The following is a 17,915-nucleotide window of genomic DNA, read 5'->3' as shown; positions in this document are numbered from 1 at the left end:
AAATGTTATTTCATAGGGTTTATTTTTATAGTACTATGTTTCATAGGAAGATAATGTTTATTAAAAATTATTGGAATTTCTGAATCAAAATATATAGCTTCTTCTATTAAATAAAAATGACTTTCTCCATGAATTGGATGACGTTTAGTTACAAAATTCCCTGAAGTTGTGAATTTTATAGTACTTTTGATTTTTGAACATTCCTTATAGCATCTTTCTTCTATAAAATTTAATAAGTTTTCTTTTTTAGATAAATCTATATTGAATTTTGATATTCCTTCAATTGATATTATTGTGTATGAATATGCTAAGGCAAGAGTATCTTCTAAATACCATCTATCTATACAAACAGTAGCAACAGAATTTTCTCCTAAAATTTTTTTATAATAATCTGAAGGAGGGTCTATTTTAAAGTCTATTTCAATATTATTAGTAGTAACATCTAAGCATTTAAATATAGGATGTCCTATTTTTTCTAATCCAGTTTTATTTTCTTTATTTTCTTTTGTTATAAAGTTTCCTTTACCTCTTATATTTTTTATAAGACCATCATCTTGTAAAAGGGCTAAAGCTTGTCTTAATGTACTTCTGCTAACACCTAAAGTTTTTGCAAGTTTAGGTTCAGAAGGTAGCCTACTGTTTTCTGGAAAAGTTCCTTCTTTAATCATTTTAAAGAGTTTATCATATACAGTAACGTATAGTAATTCTTTAGTCTTACTTACAGTTAATATTTCCATTTAAATCACCTTTCTAAAGTAGACAAGTTTCATACAAGTTAATAACAAAAAATAGTATTTATATAAATTATAAGAGATTTTATACAAATAACCAATAAATAATTTAAAAAATTTTCTGTAAACGTTTGATAAATTTTAAAAAGTATAGTATTATATAAATATAAAATAGACAACTAAGTAGACAAGTTAAAATGTTATAAGGAACAAGTATTAGGAGGAAATGTAAATGATTTATACACAAGGTTCAGACAAACAGTTTCATATAGACGTTGCACCAGGAGAAGTTGGAAAATACGTAATAATGCCAGGAGATCCAAAAAGATGTGCTAAAATAGCAAAATATTTAGATGATGCTAAATTAATAGCTGACAAAAGAGAATATGTTACATATACTGGATATTTAGATGGAGAAAAAGTAAGCGTTACCTCAACTGGTATTGGTGGACCTTCAGCTGCTATAGCTTTAGAGGAGTTAGTTAATTGTGGAGCAGATACTTTCATAAGAGTAGGAACTTGTGGAGGGATGGATTTAAATGTTAAAGGTGGAGACCTTATAATAGCTACAGGTTCTATAAGAGCAGAAGGTACTTCAAGAGAATATGCACCAATTGAATTTCCAGCTGTTGCAAATTTAGATGTTGTAAATGCTTTAGTTAAAGGAGCAAAGGAATTAAAAGTGCCTTTCCATACTGGAGTAGTTCAATCAAAGGATTCATTTTATGGACAACATTCACCAGAAACTAAGCCAGTAAGTTATGAATTATTAAATAAATGGGAAGCATGGAAAAGATGTGGTTGCTTAGGTTCAGAAATGGAAGGTGCTGCATTATTTATAGTAGGAAGTTATTTAAGAGTAAGAGTTGGAGCAGTTTTCCTAACTATAGCTAACCAAGAAAGAGAAAGAGAAGGACTTGATAATCCTCAAGTTCATGATACAGAACTTGCAATAAAAGCAGGTATAGAGGGAATAAGAAACTTAATTAAAGAAGATAAGAAGAAAAAATAAAAAATTTAGAAAATAATAATCTTAAAAATTATAATATATACGGAAATACACTCAGGGGGTTTAATAATGAGCAAATATAAAAGAATTTTTACAATAGTTATAGATTCATTAGGTATAGGAGCAATGGAAGATTCTGAAAAATACGGTGATGTTAATGTAGATACTTTAGGTCATATAGCAGAATCAGTAGATAAACTTAATATACCTAATCTTCAAAGAATGGGTATTGCAAACTTACATCCAATAAAAAATGTACCTCCAGTTAAAGACCCAATTGGATACCAAGCTAAAATGGCTGAAGCAAGTGTTGGTAAGGATACTATGACAGGACATTGGGAAATGATGGGGTTACACATAACTAAACCATTTAAGACTTTTACAGATACAGGATTTCCACAAGAATTATTAGATGAGTTAACAGCAAAAACTGGTCATAAAATTGTAGGAAATAAAAGTGCTAGTGGAACAGAAATCTTAGATGAATTAGGAGAACATCAAATTGCAACTGGAGATATGATAGTTTATACATCAGCAGATTCAGTTTTACAAATTTGTGGTCAAGAAGAAACTTTTGGATTAGATGAGTTATATAGATGTTGTGAGATTGCAAGAGAATTAACTCTTAAAGATGATTGGAAAGTTGGAAGAGTTATAGCAAGACCTTATTTAGGAATTAAAAAAGGCGAGTTTAAAAGAACAAGCAATAGACATGACTATGCTCTTAAACCATATGGAAGAACAGTTCTTAATGAATTAAAAGATAATAATTTTGATGTTATTTCAGTTGGTAAAATAAAAGATATCTTTGATGGAGAAGGAATAACAGAAGGAAATAAATCTAAGAGTTCAGTTCATGGAATGGAACAAACATTAGAAATAATGGATAGAGATTTTACAGGATTCTGTTTTGTTAACTTAGTGGATTTTGATGCTTTATGGGGACATAGAAGAAATCCACAAGGATATGCAGAAGAATTAGAAAAATTTGATGTTAACTTAGGAAAAGTATTAGATAAGTTACATGAGGATGATTTATTAATAATAACAGCTGACCATGGTAATGACCCAACATATACAGGAACAGACCACACTCGTGAGTATGTACCATTTTTAGCTTATTCACCATCAATGAAAGGTCATGGACAATTAGAAACTCCAAAAACTTTTGCAACTATTGGAGCAACTATTGCAGATAACTTTGGATTAAAAATGCCAGAGGGAACTATTGGTGAATCAGTTTTAAATAAGTTAGTTTAACACCTTTTAAATAATATAAAGTCATATCAAAGTTATTTTGATATGACTTTTTTTTATTAAAAAAAGACTTTTAGTTTTTTGCTAAAAGTCTTTTTAGGATAGGTTTTTGGTATGTTAGTAGTTTGTTTAAGATTAAAATATACTAAATTTTCTAAGAAACTTAGTAATAATGGAATAAATATTTCTACTTGTTAAATAAGATTATAACACTTTAAATTTTTCTTACAAATTGGCCTTTTATAATAATAAAAAGATTTTAAAGCTTTTTTTAAATGTTAAATATAAAAGTAAATTTAATTTTAGTTTTTTGATAAGTAAAAATTAAAAATTATACAATGTTTATAATTATTACCTTTTATCTTGGAAATATTTCTTACAAAGTTTATATTATAAGAATAAAAATCCATTATAAATTAGCTTCATTTTTTATATAATTAATATAAAATGTATTACATAAAAAATTTGATTTTGTTAAGGAGGGATTTGTGATTATTTTATTTTTAATATGTTTTTTGGTTGTTGTTTTAATTTTATTTTTTTATTACGAAAATAATGTTATAGATACTAGTACATATAATATAAATTTAGGATTGAAAAATGAATTAAGAATTATACATTTATCGGACCTTCATGGTAAGGAGTTTGGAAAAAGAAATATAAGACTTAAAAAGTCTATTTTAAAGAAACATCCAGATTTAATTTTTGCCACAGGAGATATGATAGATTCTAATCTTATAAATATGGATGAAACAATAGACTTTTTATGTGATTTAAACAAAGAGGTTAAGGTTATATATATTTCAGGAAATAATGAAAAAAGATGTGAAAAAGCAGATTATATTTTTAATTCTTTAATGGAAAGAGGAGTTTTGGTTTTAAAAAATAAAATAGTTAGTTTTTCTATAGGAGAAGAAAAATTAAATGTTTTAGGTATGTTTGAAGAAGGTAGGGAAATATTGAATAATGATTCTAAAGAGAAGGAAGAAAGTTTTAAAAAAGAAGATTATTCTAAAGTTTTTAATGAATTAGAAAAGTTAGAAGGTATTAAAATAGTTTTAAGTCATTATCCAGAACTTTTTAAAAGAAATTATTCAAAATATAATTTTCACTTAATGTTTTCGGGACATGCCCATGGAGGACAATTTGTAATACCTATAATTAGAAGAGGACTTTATGCACCAGGACAAGGTATTTTTCCTAAGTATACAGAAGGGGTTCATGGAGATAAAAATAAGCTTATAATTAGTAGAGGGCTTGGGAATAGTGCCAAAATAACTAGGCTTTTTAATAGACCAGAATTGGTTTATGTGAAGATTAAATAGTTTTACATATCATAATTTTATTTTATAAAAAGGAGAATTAAAATGAATAAAAATATTGAAATGATGAAGAAATTAATAGAAGAAAAGAAAAATAAGGGGAAGATTAATAATTCAAATCTTAGAGCTAAGAAAAGCATTGGAACTGTTCAAGGAGGAAGAAAGAAGAATAATGGTGGAGGATTATTTGATAAGTAAGAGAATATTTATATTTAATATAAATAATTTTGATATATTTAAATTTTAGTTAGGAGGAAAGAATTTATGAAGAAAATAGGTTTTATTGGTGTAGGTATAATGGGAAAATCAATGGTTCGTAATTTACTTAAGAAGGGCTTTGAAGTTTCTATTTTTGCAAGAAATAAAGAAAAAGTTTTAGATGTTATTTCAGAAGGAGCAATATTTCATTCAACAATAAAAGAATGTGTTTTAAATTGTGATGCAGTAATAACTATAGTTGGTTTTCCTAAGGATGTTTATGAAGTTTATTTTGGAGAACAGGGAATACTTGAAAATGTTAAAAAAGGGACTTATGTTATTGATATGACAACATCAAGTCCAAAACTAGCTGTTGAAATATATGAAAAAGCAAAAACTATGGGAATAAAAGCTTTAGATGCACCAGTTACTGGAGGCGATGTTGGCGCTAAAAATGGTACTTTAACTATTTTAGTAGGAGGAGAAGAAGAAGACTATAAAGCTTGTTTACCTATTTTTAAAGCTATGGGTACTAATATATGTTATGAAGGAAAAGCAGGTTTTGGTCAACATACTAAATTAGCAAATCAAATAATGATAGCAGGTGCCATATCAGGAGTGTGTGAAGCAATGGCTTATGCTAAGGAGAAGGGGTTAGATGTTGAGAGAATGCTAAATTCTGTAGCAACTGGAGCAGCAGGAAGTAAGCAATTAGAGTTACTTTCTCCAAAGATTTTAAAAGAGGATTTTGCACCAGGATTTTTTATAAAACATTTTATAAAAGATATGAAATTAGCAAAGGAAGAAGCTTTAGATAATGCTTTAGAGTTAGAAATTTTAAGTAAGGCTCTAGAAAATTATGAAGAATTAGAAAAAGAAGGATTTGGAGATTTAGGAACACAAGCTTTAATAAAACATTATAAATAAGTTGTTTAATATATGAATTTCAAATATTAAAAATAAAAAAGTCCTTAAAAGGACTTTTTATTTTTAATTAGATTTTTCTTCATTATATACATTTTCAAATTCCATTGAAGATTTATTCTCTTTTAATACTATGTTTAATATTAAAGCGGCTATGGTTCCTGTTGATATTCCAGAAGAAAATATCATTCTTATTCCTTCAGGAAGGTTATGTATTACATCAGGTCTAAAGGTAACACCTAATCCAAGACCAAGAGAAATTGCTATTATTAAAAGATTTCTTTCTGTAAGTTTTATATTGCTTAAGGTTCTAATACCAGCAGCAGCAACAGTTCCAAACATCATAATACCTACACCACCTAAAACAGGGTTTGGTATTCCTGTTATTATAGCTGCTACTTTAGGTAAGAATCCAAGAATAACTAATAATATTCCAGCCATTACAGCTACATGACGGCTAGCTACCTTAGTTAATGATATAATACCTATATTTTGACTAAAGGAGGTATTAGGACAAGAACCAAATAATCCACCTAAAGCACTTCCTATGCCATCAGATAAAACCCCAGCAGCAACTTTTTTATCTCCAATATTTATGTTAGATGTTTCTCCAATAGCCTTTAAGCATCCAACTGTTCCTATTGTAGCCACAAAATATGCTGGTATAAAAGCTATAACCGCTTTAGCATCAAAGGTTACTCCAAACTCAAGTATTTTAGGGAAGGATAACCATGTTGCTTCTTTTACAGGTGTAAAATCAACTAGTCCAAGAGGGATACATACTATATATCCTAAAATTATTCCTATAAGTATTGAAGCACTACTAATAATTCCTTTTCCATAATTATTAAGCAAAAGAGTTACAACTAAAACAAACATAGCTACAGCTAGATTTTCTAAACTAGCATAATTAGCTGAACCAGCACCACCAGCAGCCCAATCAATTGATACAGGTAGTAAGGTTAAGCCTATTAAAGTAACTACTGTTCCTGTAACAAGAGGAGGAAAGAATTTCATTAAAGGCTTTATAAAAAAACTTAATATAATTTCAAACAAAGAACCAAGGATTGTAGCACCTATTATTCCAGGTAGACCAAGAACTGAACCAACTGAAATTGCAGGAGATACAAAGGTAAAGTCAGTTCCCATAATACAGGCAACTCTTGCACCAACTTTCCAAATTCCTTTAGCTTGAATAATGGTAGCTAGTCCAGAGCCTAAAATAGAAGCACTTATTAAAGCTGTTGTTACTTTACTATCAAAGCCAAGAGAACTAGCAATAACTAAAGGGACAACTATAATACCACCAAAGGCTGCAAATATATGTTGAAGTCCAAATAGAACTTTTTTTGGTAAAGCTAAGTCATCATCCACTCCATAAATTAAGTTAACTTCCGAATTTTTTAAATTTTGCTTTTCCATAAATTTTTAATCTCCTTATAATTTTTGAATTAAAATATTAAGATTTAAAAATATAAAAAACAAAATTTTTATAAGAACTTTAATAAAATATGAGATTTATTTAATTTACTTTAAATAATTTTATTTTTAGTATTTTAAATCTTAAAACTCATATAAAGAAAGGTTTCTTATAATTTTAGGAAGTTATACATAATAAAAAAACACCCTTTTTAGAGGTGTTGTTTTAAGTGGTCTAGTATTCTAGATTCTTTAGTACAACTCCTCGTAGTCTGCTATTTTACGGTTAGCAGGTAGAAACTTTCGGACCATATTACCGATTATATACGAGTTGAAATTTAATACACTTATTATATCACGAAAAATTTAAATATCAATACTTTATATTGTTCGCTAAATTTACTTGGTAGATTTATATATAAGAATAACTTAAAAATAGGTAGTTATATTTAATATAAAAATTATTTTAATAATAAGTTTTTAAAGTATATCATAATGAAATTTATGTATAAATTATGATAAAATGTTATTGAGATTTTTATAAAAGAAAATTAAGTATTAGAAAATGGATTTAGAATATATTTATATAAAATTTGTAAAGGAGGAGAGGTTTTATGGATAAAAAGTTATATACAATTAAAACATCTATAAATAAAAAAGATTATACTAGATTTTTATACATAGCAACTTTTTTGAGAAGAAAGCTTACTGTGCCATTTATAATATTACTTACAGCACTTATGGGACTTTTTGTTTCCTATAGTAATAAAAATATGAATTTTAAGCACTTTTTTATTTACTGGATATTCTTGCTTATAATAACTCTATTTGCAATAATAATAAAAATAGAAGTTACAGGTAGAGAAAAAGCTAAGCAGGATAATGGAAACTTTTTCAAAGCTGTAGAAACATTAGATTTTTTTGATGATATGATAACAGTTAAAAGTTCAGCTATTAAAGGAAAAAGCAAGATTAGATATAAAAAAATATATGAGGTTTTAGAGAGTAAAAAATATATAATTATTTATTTTACTAGAAAACAAGCATCTATAATAAGAAAAAAAGATTTAAAGAAAGAAGAATTAGAGGATTTAATAAACTTTTTAAAAGGAAAATTAGATACAAGATATAAAAAACTTCTTGGATAGTTTTAAAATTAAAAATTTTAAATATATAGAATTCATTTTTTAGTAATAAAAAACTTATTAAAATTCAAAAATAGCAATAAATGAAGAAAATATTGACAAATAAAAATATAAGATATAATATACATATGAATTGAAAAATTAAACCTCGTCTCTTTTTATAGAGATGAGGTATTTTTTCTTTGTTAAAAAAAAGTTATATTTAGACATAAAAAATCAACTAGTATCGAATATTAATATTTAAACTTAAATGTGTATAAAATGATAAATAGATATTAAAAAGCGTAAAATATCATAAATTACAAAAAGAGTAAATAAAACACTTTAAAAGAATTTTAATGGTGATATAATAGATTAAGCAAAATCACAAGCAATAATATAAAAAGAAAAAAATAATTTTGAACGGAGTGAATATAGTGAGTAAAAAAAATGAACGTATTTATCAAGTTGCCTATAGGATTGCTGCTATAATTCTTTTTGGGGCTTTAGCTGGAATTGGGGTTAATTTTTTCTTAACACCGGCACACATTTATTCTTCAGGGGTTACTGGAATATCACAGTTATTATCATCTATTGGACTAGATTTTTTTAATATAAACATAGATATTTCAACCTGGGTTTTAATTTTAAATTTACCACTTGCCCTTTTATCATTTAAAAAATTAGGTAAGAAGTTTACTATATATAGCTTTTTATCTATAATATCGCTATCATTTTTTATAGGTATTATTCCAACAAGAGAAGTTACTTCAAATCAACTTTTAAATTCAATCTTTGGTGGAGTTCTTATGGGTGCTGGAGTAGGAATGTGCTTTAGAGCAGGTTTTTCTACTGGTGGTACAGATATAATAGTTTTAGTTGTTCAAAAGATGACAGGAAAATCTGTAGGACAATTAGGATTTATAGTAAATGCAATAATATTATTAGTTGCTGGCTTAGTTTATGGATGGGAATTAGCTTTATATAGTTTAGTTTCAATCTATGTAACTACAAAGGTTATAGACTTATTCTATATACAACAGTACAAACTTACAGTAACAATTTACACTAAGAAAGAGAAGGAAATTGTTGATAGTTTAATAAACAGTCAAATGAGAGGGGTTACAATTGGAAGAAATCTTTACGGAGGATATACAAATGAACCTTTAAGTTCAGTTACAACTGTAATTTCAAAACAAGAGTTATTGCTTGTAAAGAAAAATGTTTCAGATATAGACCCAGAAGCCTTTGTAAATGTACAACCAACAGTGGAAGTAGTTGGTAAGTTTTACGATAATTCATTGATTTAAAATTTAATTAAGAAGTGTTTATTTAAATTTATAATAAAAATAAATTAAGTTAAATTATTTTAACTAATAAAAAAGAGGGGAATATTCCCCTCTTTTTTATTAATTTATTTTTGGAAGTTTAACAATTAGAAAAGAATTATTGACAAAAAATTCATAAAAAAGATATAATGGATTTGTTACGTTTATAAACGTTTACAAAAAGGGGGAGATATTTATGAAAGCGAAGAAAAGAAAAGTCAATGCACTTATATCAACATCAATTATAACTTGTATGGTTGTTGCTAGTAGCTATGAAAAGGTTTTAGCTAATGATAATACAGTTAAAAATAATTATGATAATGTATCAAATTATAATAGTGAAGTTGAATATATTAAGAATATTAGATTAAGGTGGAAAGAAGATTTAGTTGGAGGCACTAATCTAGATGTAGGAAACAAGAGTATATCTAAAAAGATAAAATATTATGAAAATAATACAGAAAAATTATTAGGAAAGCTTAATACTAAAAAAGAGCTTGATTTTCTTTGGGAAGACACAAAGGATTATAAAAAGAATCCAGCTAAGATAACATCAATGTTTAATAATTTAGTAACCATGTCTATGGCTTATAATTTACCAAATAATAAATATTATAAAAGTGAAGAATTAAAAGAAAAAATAATATATTCTTTAGATTGGATAAACAAAAATGCTTATAATAGTGAAATAGAACAGTATGGTAACTGGTGGGACTGGATGATTGGTATTCCAGCTAGATTAAATAATGTTGTTGTTTTAATGTATGATGATTTAAGTAAAGAGCAGATTGAAAGCTATATGAGTGCAATACAGAAATTTTTACCGAGTATTGAACCAGGAAGTAAATATCATACAGGAGCAAACTTAGCAGATGTTTGCATGAATAAATTATTGCAGGGAGTAAATGAAAATAATTCAGAAAAAATTCAGGAAGCATCAGAGGATATAGTTGGAGTTTTTAATTACGTAGATAGTGGAGATGGATTTTATAAAGATGGTTCATATCTTCAGCATGGAATTATAGCATATACAGGTTCTTATGGAAATGTTCTTATTGAAAAAATATCTAATATTATGTTTTTATTAGGTAATACTCCATGGTCAATAAAATCAGAGAATAAAAATAATATATATAATTGGGTTTTTGAAAGTTTTAATCCAATTATATACAAGGGTTATGTTATGGATATGGTTAGAGGAAGAGCTATATCAAGATATAATGCTAATGGTTATCTACAGGCAGCTGGAATTCTTGAGGGAATGATTAAAATTTCTATGATTTCAGATGATGAAAATGCAAATAAAATAAATTCTTTAGTAAAGAAATGGGCTATTGATTCTAGTAGTGTTATAGATTTTTCTACAAGATTTAAATCAATAAATGTAATAGGTAAGTTTAATGAGATTATGGAAAATGAAAATATAAAACCTTTAGAAGAAGAAAATAGTCATTATGCATTAAATAGCATGGACAAGACTGTTCATAAAAGAGAAAATTTTGCATTAGGTATATCAAGAAGTTCAAAAAGAATAAGCAAGTATGAATTTATGAACAAAGAAAATTTAACACCTTGGTTTCAAGGAGATGGAATGACTTATTTATATAATAATGATTTAAATCAATTTTTAGGTAATTTCTGGGCAACAGTAGATCCATATAGGATGCCAGGAACAACAGTAGATACAAGAAAAAGAAAGCCAAAGGAAATAATAAAAGGGCTAGACCCAGGTGCATCACAACAAAATGAAGTTTATTATGAATTAGGAAATGCTTCATGGTCTGGTGGAAGTAAATTAGATTCTTATGGAATAGCAGGTATGGAAATTGATAATAAATATGATTCACTAAAAGCTAAAAAGTCTTGGTTTATGTTTGATGATGAAATAGTTGCTTTAGGCTCTGGAATAAGCAACGAAGAGGATTTTGAAAATGAAACAATAATTGAGAATAGAAAAATAAAGGCAGATGGTTCGAATAAATTTATAGTAGATGGAAAGGAAAAGGTAGAAAATTTAAATGATAAAGATAAGGTTACTAAGGCAAAATGGGCTTACTTAGAAGGGAATGTAGAAGGTGCAGATATAGGTTATTATTTTCCTGAGGGAGTAGATATTAATTTAATAAGAGATGAAAGAGAAGGAAATTGGATTAACGTAAATTCTTCTAAGGCAGAAGCAGATAAAATAGTTAAAGATAATTATTTAACTATGTATATAAATCATGGTAAAAATATAAAGAATGAAAAATATAGTTATGTATTGTTACCAAATAAAAATGAAAAAATGGTTGAAGAATACTCTAAAAATCCAAATATTGAAATAATTCAAAATGATGATGTGGCTCATGGAGTTAAGAATAAAAAATTAAATATTGAAGCAGTTAACTTTTGGAAAGAAGGTAAAAATACTGTTGGTAATATTACTTCAACAGGAAAATCTTCTGTTATTATAAAAGAAAATAAGGATGATAATACTTTAAGTATAGCTATTTCTGACCCAACATTCTTAGAAAAAAATATTCCTATAGAAATAAATAAGGAAGCTACAGAAGTTTTAAAAGCTGACCATAGAATATCTGATATAGAATTAAGTAATGGAAAGATAAAATTTAATGCAAATACAGAAAATCTTTCTGGAGAATCTTTAGAAATAGTTTTAAAAGAAAAGATTAAAGATAATAATGAAAATAATTTAGTTAAAGATAAAGCTAATCTAATAGAAAACAAGATTATTAACTCTGATGTAAATGACAAAGAGGATAAAATAGATGAAAAGATTATTGATTATGAAAAAGAAAATAAGGAGAATAAAGATTTAGATAACAAGAAATTAAAGGAAGATATTGAAGAAAAGATTAATGAAGAAAATCAAAATTTAAGTAGTTATAAGGATGTTTTACCAAAGACTGGTGGAATAAATAATTTAAGTTTTGGAGCTATTGGAGTTGTGTTAGCTACAGTTGGAACATTATTTACTAGAAAGAGAAAAAAATAATTTATACTTATTAAAACGTTGACAATAGTATTTTGTAATTATATAATTAACCTAAGGTTAGTAAACCAGTTTATATAAAACGTTTTAATAAGTAAGTGGGAGGAAATTATGAGAGTTAGATATGCTAATAATCCAAGGGATTCAAAAAGATATGATACAGAAGAATTAAGAGAAAACTATTTAGTTGAAGATATATTTAAGGATGATAAGATAGAACTTGTTTATAGCCATGTAGATAGAATTATTTTTGGTGGAATAAAACCGGTTTATGAAGAACTTAAATTAGAAGCAGGAAAAGAAATGGGAGTTGAATATTTCCTAGAAAGAAGAGAATTAGGAATAATAAATATAGGTGGAAAAGCTATAGTAACTACTGACGGAGTAGAATATGAATTAAAAGAAAAAGATGGTTTATATGTTGGAAAAGGAAATAAGGAAGTTAAATTTAAATCAGTAGATCCAAAAAATCCAGCAAAGTTATATATTAATTCAGTACCAGCGCATAAGGAATATGAAAACGTTAAGATAGATATAGAAAAAGCTAATCCAGTAAGATTAGGAGATAATAAAACTTTAAATAAGAGAACAATATATCAATATGTTCATCCAAATGTTTGCGAAAGTTGTCAATTATTAATGGGATTAACAATGTTAGAGCCAGGAAATGCTTGGAATACAATGCCATGTCATACTCATGAAAGAAGAATGGAAGTTTATTTCTATTTTGATATGGAAGAAGATACGAGAGTATTTCATTTAATGGGAGAACCAAGAGAAACTAGACATTTAGTTGTTAAAAACGAAGAATGTGTAATATCACCAAGTTGGTCAATACATTCAGGAGTAGGTACAAGTAATTATACCTTTATATGGGGAATGTGTGGAGAAAATAAAACTTTTGATGATATGGATAATATTCCAATGGATGTTTTAAGATAATTTTAATATAAAAGGAGAGAGGATTAATGAATATGGATAAATTTTCTTTAGATTTTTTTAAGTTAGATGGGAAAGTAGCTATAGTAACAGGAGGAAATACTGGATTAGGTATGGCTTATGTTGAAGCTCTTGCAACAGCAGGTGCAGATATATTAGTAACAACTTTTGATAATAATATTGAGGAAGTTAAAAATATTGTTGAATCTTTAGGTAGAAAAATTGTTTTTGTACAAGGAGATTTAACTAAGAAAGAAACAAGAGATAGAGTGGTTTCAACTTGTTTAGATGAGTTTGGAAAAATAGATATCTTAATAAACAATGCAGGTACAATAAGAAGAGCACCATTACTTGAATATAAAGATGAAGATTGGCAAGCTGTAATAGATATAAATTTAAATGCAGTATATTATTTATCACAAGCTATTGCAAAGGTAATGGCTAAGCAAGGATATGGTAAAATTATAAACATAGCTTCTATGTTATCATTCCAAGGAGGAAAATTTGTTCCACCATATACTGCAAGTAAACATGGAGTTGCAGGTATAACAAAGGCATTTGCTAATGAATTAGCAGATTTAAATATACAAGTTAATGCTATTGCACCAGGATATATAAAAACAGCTAATACTGCACCAATTAGAGCTGATAAAGTTAGAAATCAAGAGATTCTTTCAAGAATACCAGCAGGTAGATGGGGAGAAGTTTCAGATTTAATGGGAACAGTTGTCTTTTTATCAAGTAAAGCTTCTGACTATTTAAATGGTCATATATTAGCTATAGATGGTGGATGGTTAGTAAGATGATAAATAAAATAAAAACACTAACAAATTTAATAAATGAAGCTTTTGTATTGGTTCTTAGAACCAATACAAAAGTTGAAGGTATAAATACTGCAAAGGCTGCAATAAGTGGAGGGTGTAATGTTATAGAAGTTACTTTTACAACTCCAGGAGCTGATGAGATAATAAAAGAACTTATTGAGGATAAAAAAGACAATGTAATTATTGGTGCAGGTACTGTATTAGATTCTGAAACTGCTAGAGTTGCAATACTTTCAGGAGCAGAGTTTATTGTAAGTCCAAGTTTTGACAAAGATACAGCAATTTTATGTAATAGATATGGAATACCTTATATTCCTGGATGTTTTACAGCAAGAGAAATAAAAGAAGCAAGAGAACTAGGGGTTGATGTAATAAAATTATTTCCAGGTTCAGCTTTTAAGCCAAGCATTGTAAAGGATTTAAAGGGACCTATAAAAGGTATTGCCATAATGGTATCTGGTGGAGTTAGTTTTGAGAATATGGACGAATGGTTAGACAATGGTTGTGATATAGTTAGTATTGGAAGTGCCCTTACGAAATTAAAAGAGTTTAATAAGATAGAAGAAGAAACTAAAAAGTATATAGAGCGTATTAAAAAATTACGCAAGTATGAGGTTTAATATGGAGAAGGTTTTAGTATTAGGAGAAATGTTAATGAGATTAACTCCTCCAAACAATAATAAAATAGGACAAGTTAATAATTTTAATGTTTGTTTTGGAGGAGCAGAGGTTAATGTAGCAGTTGGACTAAGTAATTTAGGAATTGAAACTAGAGTTTTAACAGCTCTACCTGATAATGAAATTGGCAATTTTGCAAAATCCTTTTTGAAATCACAATTTATAGATTGTGATTTCATAGTTTCTAAGGGAGAAAGAATTGGCTTGTATTATTATGAGGAAGGATGTTCAGCTAGAAAGTCTAAAGTTATATATGATAGAAAATATTCTGCTATTAATGACTTAAGGTATGAAGATATAGATGTTGAAAATTTATTTAAAGATGTTTCTTTATTACATGTGTCAGGCATAACTTTTGGATTATCTAAGGAGGTAAGTGAACTTTCTTTAAAAATAATAAATGAAGCAAAAAAAAGAGGAATAAAAATAAGTGTTGATTTAAATTACAGGGCTAAATTATTTGAAAGCTATGATGAGTTTGTTAAAATAATGAAGCCTGTAGTAAAGGATGCTTATTTATGTTTTGGATGGCTAAATAAAGAGGGGGAGCCTTTTAGTGTTTTAGATGCATCTATTAAAGAGATTTCAGATGAAGAATTTGTTGAAAGATTTAGTTATACTTCTAAAGACTTAGGAGTTAAAAACATTGTAACAACTTTAAGAGCAGGAACACCGTATAATTATCATACCTTACAAGGAGTATTTTATGATGGAGAGAAAGTTTATAAATCCTCAAAATATGAATTTAGTATGATATCAAGAATTGGTGGTGGAGATGCTTTTGCTGCTGGAGTTATAAAGTCATTGATTAATAATAAATATAAATCATTAAGTGAAGTTGTAGAGTTTGGAACTGCATCGGCAGTATTAAAACAAACTCAACTTGGAGATGTAAGTATTTCCTCTAATGAGGATATAATTGATTTAATAAACAATAAAAATTTAGGAAGTGTAAATAGATAGTTTCTAAAAGTTGAACATTGATAAAATAATGTGAATATTTTTTTAATATAAATAAAAGAAAACGTTGACAATGGAATTTTGTAAGAATATAATAAAAATATAAGTTAGTAAAACAGTTTATGTAAAACGTTTTAATAAGTAAGTGGGAGGAAATTATGAGAGTTAGATATGCTAATAATCCAAGGGATTCAAAAAGATATGATACAGAAGAATTAAGAGAAAACTATTTAGTTGAAGATATATTTAAGGATGATAAGATAGAACTTATTTATAGCCATGTAGATAGAATTATTTTTGGTGGAATAAAACCGGTTTATGAAGAGCTTAAATTAGAAGCAGGAAAAGAAATGGGAGTTGAATATTTCCTAGAAAGAAGAGAATTAGGAATAATAAATATAGGTGGAAAAGCTATAGTAACTACTGACGGAGTAGAATATGAATTAAAAGAAAAAGATGGTTTATATGTTGGAAAAGGAAATAAGGAAGTTAAATTTAAATCAGTAGATCCAAAAAATCCAGCAAAGTTATATATTAATTCAGTACCAGCACATAAGGAATATGAAAACGTTAAGATAGATATAGAAAAAGCTAATCCAGTAAGATTAGGAGATAATAAAACTTTAAATAAGAGAACAATATATCAATATGTTCATCCAAATGTCTGTGAAAGTTGTCAACTATTAATGGGATTAACTATGTTAGAGCCAGGAAATGCTTGGAATACAATGCCATGTCATACTCATGAAAGAAGAATGGAAGTTTATTTCTATTTTGATATGGAAGAAGATACGAGAGTATTTCATTTAATGGGAGAGCCAAGAGAAACTAGACATTTAGTTGTTAAAAACGAAGAATGTGTAATATCACCAAGTTGGTCAATACATTCAGGAGTAGGTACAAGTAATTATACCTTTATATGGGGAATGTGTGGAGAAAATAAAACTTTTGATGATATGGATAATATTCCAATGGATGTTTTAAGATAGATTGAGAGGGTTATTTATGATTAAGGAGATAAAGGTTGAGGAGATTAAAAAAAGAGAAGAATTTCTGAAAACTAAATTATTAACTAAAAATGAAGTTAAAAATGCTATTGATTTAGTTATAAAGCAAATAGACAAAAATATTGAATATTTTAAAGAAAAATTTCCATCTTCTGCAACAAAGAATAATAAATATGGGATTATAGAGAATATAGAATGGACAGATGGGTTTTGGACAGGATTATTATGGCTTGCTTATGACTATACAGGAAAGTTAAAATATAAGAATTTAGCTGATAAAAATGTTCAGTCCTTTAAAAACAGAGTGGAAAAAGATATAGAGTTAGATCATCACGATTTAGGGTTTTTATATTCTTTAGCTACTGTAAGTGGATACAAATTAACAAAGTCTAAAGATGCTAGAGAAGCTTCAATAAAAGCTGCTAATAAATTAATTTCTAGGTATCAAGAAAAGGGAGAGTTTATTCAAGCTTGGGGTGAACTTGGAAGTAAAGACCATTATAGATTTATAATAGATTGTTTACTAAATATACCATTACTTTATTGGGCTAGTGATGAAACTGGAGATTTAAAATATAGAAATATAGCAGATAAACATTTTGTAACATCTTGTAATAATGTTATAAGAGATGATGCCTCTGCATTCCATACATTTTATATGGATAATGAAACGGGAAAACCTTTAAGAGGGGTTACTAGACAAGGTTATAGTGATGATTCTTCTTGGGCTAGAGGACAAGCTTGGGGAATTTATGGTATTCCATTAAATTATAGATATACAAGAAATGAAAATTGTTTTAACCTTTATGAGGGAATGACTAATTATTTCTTAAATAGATTACCTAAGGATAATGTTTGTTACTGGGATTTAATTTTTAATGATGGAGATCCACAGTCAAAGGATTCCTCAGCAGCAGCTATAGCAGTTTGTGGAATGCATGAAATGAATAAGTATTTACCAGAAGTTTATGAAAATAAAGAAGTATATAAATATGCAATGCATAATATTTTAAGAGCATTAATTGAAAATTATATGAATCCTGATATAGAAGAAGGAAAACCGGTTTTATTACATGGTGTTTATTCATGGCATTCAGGTAAAGGAATAGATGAAGGAAATATATGGGGAGATTATTTCTTCCTAGAAGCATTAATAAGATTTTATAAAGATTGGAATCTTTATTGGTAGAAGGAGTGTTGAAA

General features: G+C 27.4%; 16 protein-coding genes and 1 riboswitch. Of the genes, 14 read left to right on the top strand and 2 right to left on the bottom strand.

Annotation, left to right across the window (positions count from 1 at the left end; translation table 11 throughout):
• Positions 1–5 precede the first annotated feature (5 nt).
• A complete protein-coding gene (locus tag AC4FRL_RS07785; protein ID WP_491139655.1) occupies positions 6–737 on the bottom strand; it encodes a GntR family transcriptional regulator in 732 nt (243 codons plus the stop codon).
• A 226-nt stretch (positions 738–963) separates the two neighbouring features.
• On the opposite strand from AC4FRL_RS07785, the gene udp reads away from it, so the two are divergent.
• The 5 genes from udp to AC4FRL_RS07760 all read left to right on the top strand — a co-directional run bounded on the left by udp (position 964) and on the right by AC4FRL_RS07760 (position 5,444).
• Positions 964–1,743, top strand: coding sequence for a uridine phosphorylase (gene udp / locus AC4FRL_RS07780; protein WP_491139654.1), 780 nt, complete (start codon positions 964–966; stop codon positions 1,741–1,743).
• 66 nt (positions 1,744–1,809) lie between these two features.
• On the top strand, positions 1,810–3,000 hold the full coding sequence (locus AC4FRL_RS07775) for a phosphopentomutase (RefSeq protein ID WP_491139653.1): 1,191 nt from the start codon (positions 1,810–1,812) through the stop codon (positions 2,998–3,000).
• Between the two features lie 485 nt (positions 3,001–3,485).
• Positions 3,486–4,322, top strand: a complete 837-nt coding sequence (locus tag AC4FRL_RS07770; protein ID WP_491139652.1) for a metallophosphoesterase — start codon at positions 3,486–3,488, stop codon at positions 4,320–4,322.
• A 42-nt stretch (positions 4,323–4,364) separates the two neighbouring features.
• Positions 4,365–4,517, top strand: a complete 153-nt coding sequence (locus AC4FRL_RS07765) for a hypothetical protein (protein ID WP_491139651.1) — start codon at positions 4,365–4,367, stop codon at positions 4,515–4,517.
• A 66-nt stretch (positions 4,518–4,583) separates the two neighbouring features.
• Positions 4,584–5,444: an NAD(P)-dependent oxidoreductase gene (locus tag AC4FRL_RS07760; RefSeq protein ID WP_491139650.1), complete on the top strand. Its 861-nt coding sequence runs from the start codon at positions 4,584–4,586 to the stop codon at positions 5,442–5,444.
• A 63-nt stretch (positions 5,445–5,507) separates the two neighbouring features.
• On the opposite strand, the gene AC4FRL_RS07755 is transcribed toward AC4FRL_RS07760, so the two are convergent.
• Positions 5,508–6,863 (bottom strand): nucleobase:cation symporter-2 family protein, encoded by a 1,356-nt coding sequence (locus AC4FRL_RS07755; RefSeq protein WP_491139649.1) that lies wholly within the window; start codon positions 6,861–6,863, stop codon positions 5,508–5,510.
• Positions 6,864–7,108: 245 nt separating this feature from the next.
• Positions 7,109–7,210, bottom strand: a riboswitch (purine riboswitch).
• Between the two features lie 264 nt (positions 7,211–7,474).
• Here AC4FRL_RS07755 and AC4FRL_RS07750 point away from each other — a divergent pair.
• From AC4FRL_RS07750 to AC4FRL_RS07710, 9 genes are all read left to right on the top strand, one after another.
• Positions 7,475–8,008, top strand: coding sequence for a YcxB family protein (locus tag AC4FRL_RS07750; protein ID WP_491139648.1), 534 nt, complete (start codon positions 7,475–7,477; stop codon positions 8,006–8,008).
• 413 nt (positions 8,009–8,421) lie between these two features.
• Positions 8,422–9,294 (top strand): YitT family protein, encoded by an 873-nt coding sequence (locus AC4FRL_RS07745; protein ID WP_491139647.1) that lies wholly within the window; start codon positions 8,422–8,424, stop codon positions 9,292–9,294.
• Positions 9,295–9,508: 214 nt separating this feature from the next.
• Entirely contained in the window at positions 9,509–12,307 is a 2,799-nt protein-coding gene (locus AC4FRL_RS07740; RefSeq protein ID WP_491139646.1) for a polysaccharide lyase family 8 super-sandwich domain-containing protein, read from the top strand.
• 108 nt (positions 12,308–12,415) lie between these two features.
• Complete coding sequence (gene kduI / locus AC4FRL_RS07735) at positions 12,416–13,246, top strand: 5-dehydro-4-deoxy-D-glucuronate isomerase (protein WP_491139645.1); 831 nt, start codon at positions 12,416–12,418, stop codon at positions 13,244–13,246.
• A 26-nt stretch (positions 13,247–13,272) separates the two neighbouring features.
• A complete protein-coding gene (gene kduD / locus AC4FRL_RS07730) occupies positions 13,273–14,049 on the top strand; it encodes a 2-dehydro-3-deoxy-D-gluconate 5-dehydrogenase KduD (protein WP_491139644.1) in 777 nt (258 codons plus the stop codon).
• The gene (locus AC4FRL_RS07725; protein WP_491139643.1) at positions 14,046–14,687 is read left to right on the top strand and encodes a bifunctional 2-keto-4-hydroxyglutarate aldolase/2-keto-3-deoxy-6-phosphogluconate aldolase; all 642 of its coding nucleotides are present in this window, start codon (positions 14,046–14,048) and stop codon (positions 14,685–14,687) included. The genes kduD and AC4FRL_RS07725 overlap by 4 nt, the downstream gene beginning before the upstream one ends.
• Before the next feature lies 1 nt (position 14,688).
• On the top strand, positions 14,689–15,708 hold the full coding sequence (locus AC4FRL_RS07720; RefSeq protein ID WP_491139642.1) for a sugar kinase: 1,020 nt from the start codon (positions 14,689–14,691) through the stop codon (positions 15,706–15,708).
• Between the two features lie 155 nt (positions 15,709–15,863).
• On the top strand, positions 15,864–16,694 hold the full coding sequence (kduI, locus tag AC4FRL_RS07715) for a 5-dehydro-4-deoxy-D-glucuronate isomerase (protein ID WP_491139641.1): 831 nt from the start codon (positions 15,864–15,866) through the stop codon (positions 16,692–16,694).
• A 16-nt stretch (positions 16,695–16,710) separates the two neighbouring features.
• The gene (locus AC4FRL_RS07710) at positions 16,711–17,901 is read left to right on the top strand and encodes a glycoside hydrolase family 88 protein (protein ID WP_491139640.1); all 1,191 of its coding nucleotides are present in this window, start codon (positions 16,711–16,713) and stop codon (positions 17,899–17,901) included.
• The last annotated feature ends 14 nt before the right edge of the window (positions 17,902–17,915 follow it).

It is taken from the genome of Clostridium sp. TJA032 (genome assembly GCF_058310275.1).
This window is presented reverse-complemented; position numbering and strand designations above follow the sequence as displayed.

Bases quoted from the DNA above. Each gene is read 5' to 3' on its own strand.
- AC4FRL_RS07785 (WP_491139655.1), bottom strand. From the start codon at position 737: ATGGAAATATTAACTGTAAGTAAGACTAAAGAATTACTATACGTTACT.
- udp (WP_491139654.1), top strand. From the start codon at position 964: ATGATTTATACACAAGGTTCAGACAAACAGTTTCATATAGACGTTGCA.
- AC4FRL_RS07775 (WP_491139653.1), top strand. From the start codon at position 1,810: ATGAGCAAATATAAAAGAATTTTTACAATAGTTATAGATTCATTAGGT.
- AC4FRL_RS07765 (WP_491139651.1), top strand. From the start codon at position 4,365: ATGAATAAAAATATTGAAATGATGAAGAAATTAATAGAAGAAAAGAAA.
- AC4FRL_RS07760 (WP_491139650.1), top strand. From the start codon at position 4,584: ATGAAGAAAATAGGTTTTATTGGTGTAGGTATAATGGGAAAATCAATG.
- AC4FRL_RS07755 (WP_491139649.1), bottom strand. From the start codon at position 6,863: ATGGAAAAGCAAAATTTAAAAAATTCGGAAGTTAACTTAATTTATGGA.
- AC4FRL_RS07750 (WP_491139648.1), top strand. From the start codon at position 7,475: ATGGATAAAAAGTTATATACAATTAAAACATCTATAAATAAAAAAGAT.
- AC4FRL_RS07740 (WP_491139646.1), top strand. From the start codon at position 9,509: ATGAAAGCGAAGAAAAGAAAAGTCAATGCACTTATATCAACATCAATT.
- kduI (WP_491139645.1), top strand. From the start codon at position 12,416: ATGAGAGTTAGATATGCTAATAATCCAAGGGATTCAAAAAGATATGAT.
- kduD (WP_491139644.1), top strand. From the start codon at position 13,273: ATGAATATGGATAAATTTTCTTTAGATTTTTTTAAGTTAGATGGGAAA.
- AC4FRL_RS07725 (WP_491139643.1), top strand. From the start codon at position 14,046: ATGATAAATAAAATAAAAACACTAACAAATTTAATAAATGAAGCTTTT.
- AC4FRL_RS07720 (WP_491139642.1), top strand. From the start codon at position 14,689: ATGGAGAAGGTTTTAGTATTAGGAGAAATGTTAATGAGATTAACTCCT.
- kduI (WP_491139641.1), top strand. From the start codon at position 15,864: ATGAGAGTTAGATATGCTAATAATCCAAGGGATTCAAAAAGATATGAT.
- AC4FRL_RS07710 (WP_491139640.1), top strand. From the start codon at position 16,711: ATGATTAAGGAGATAAAGGTTGAGGAGATTAAAAAAAGAGAAGAATTT.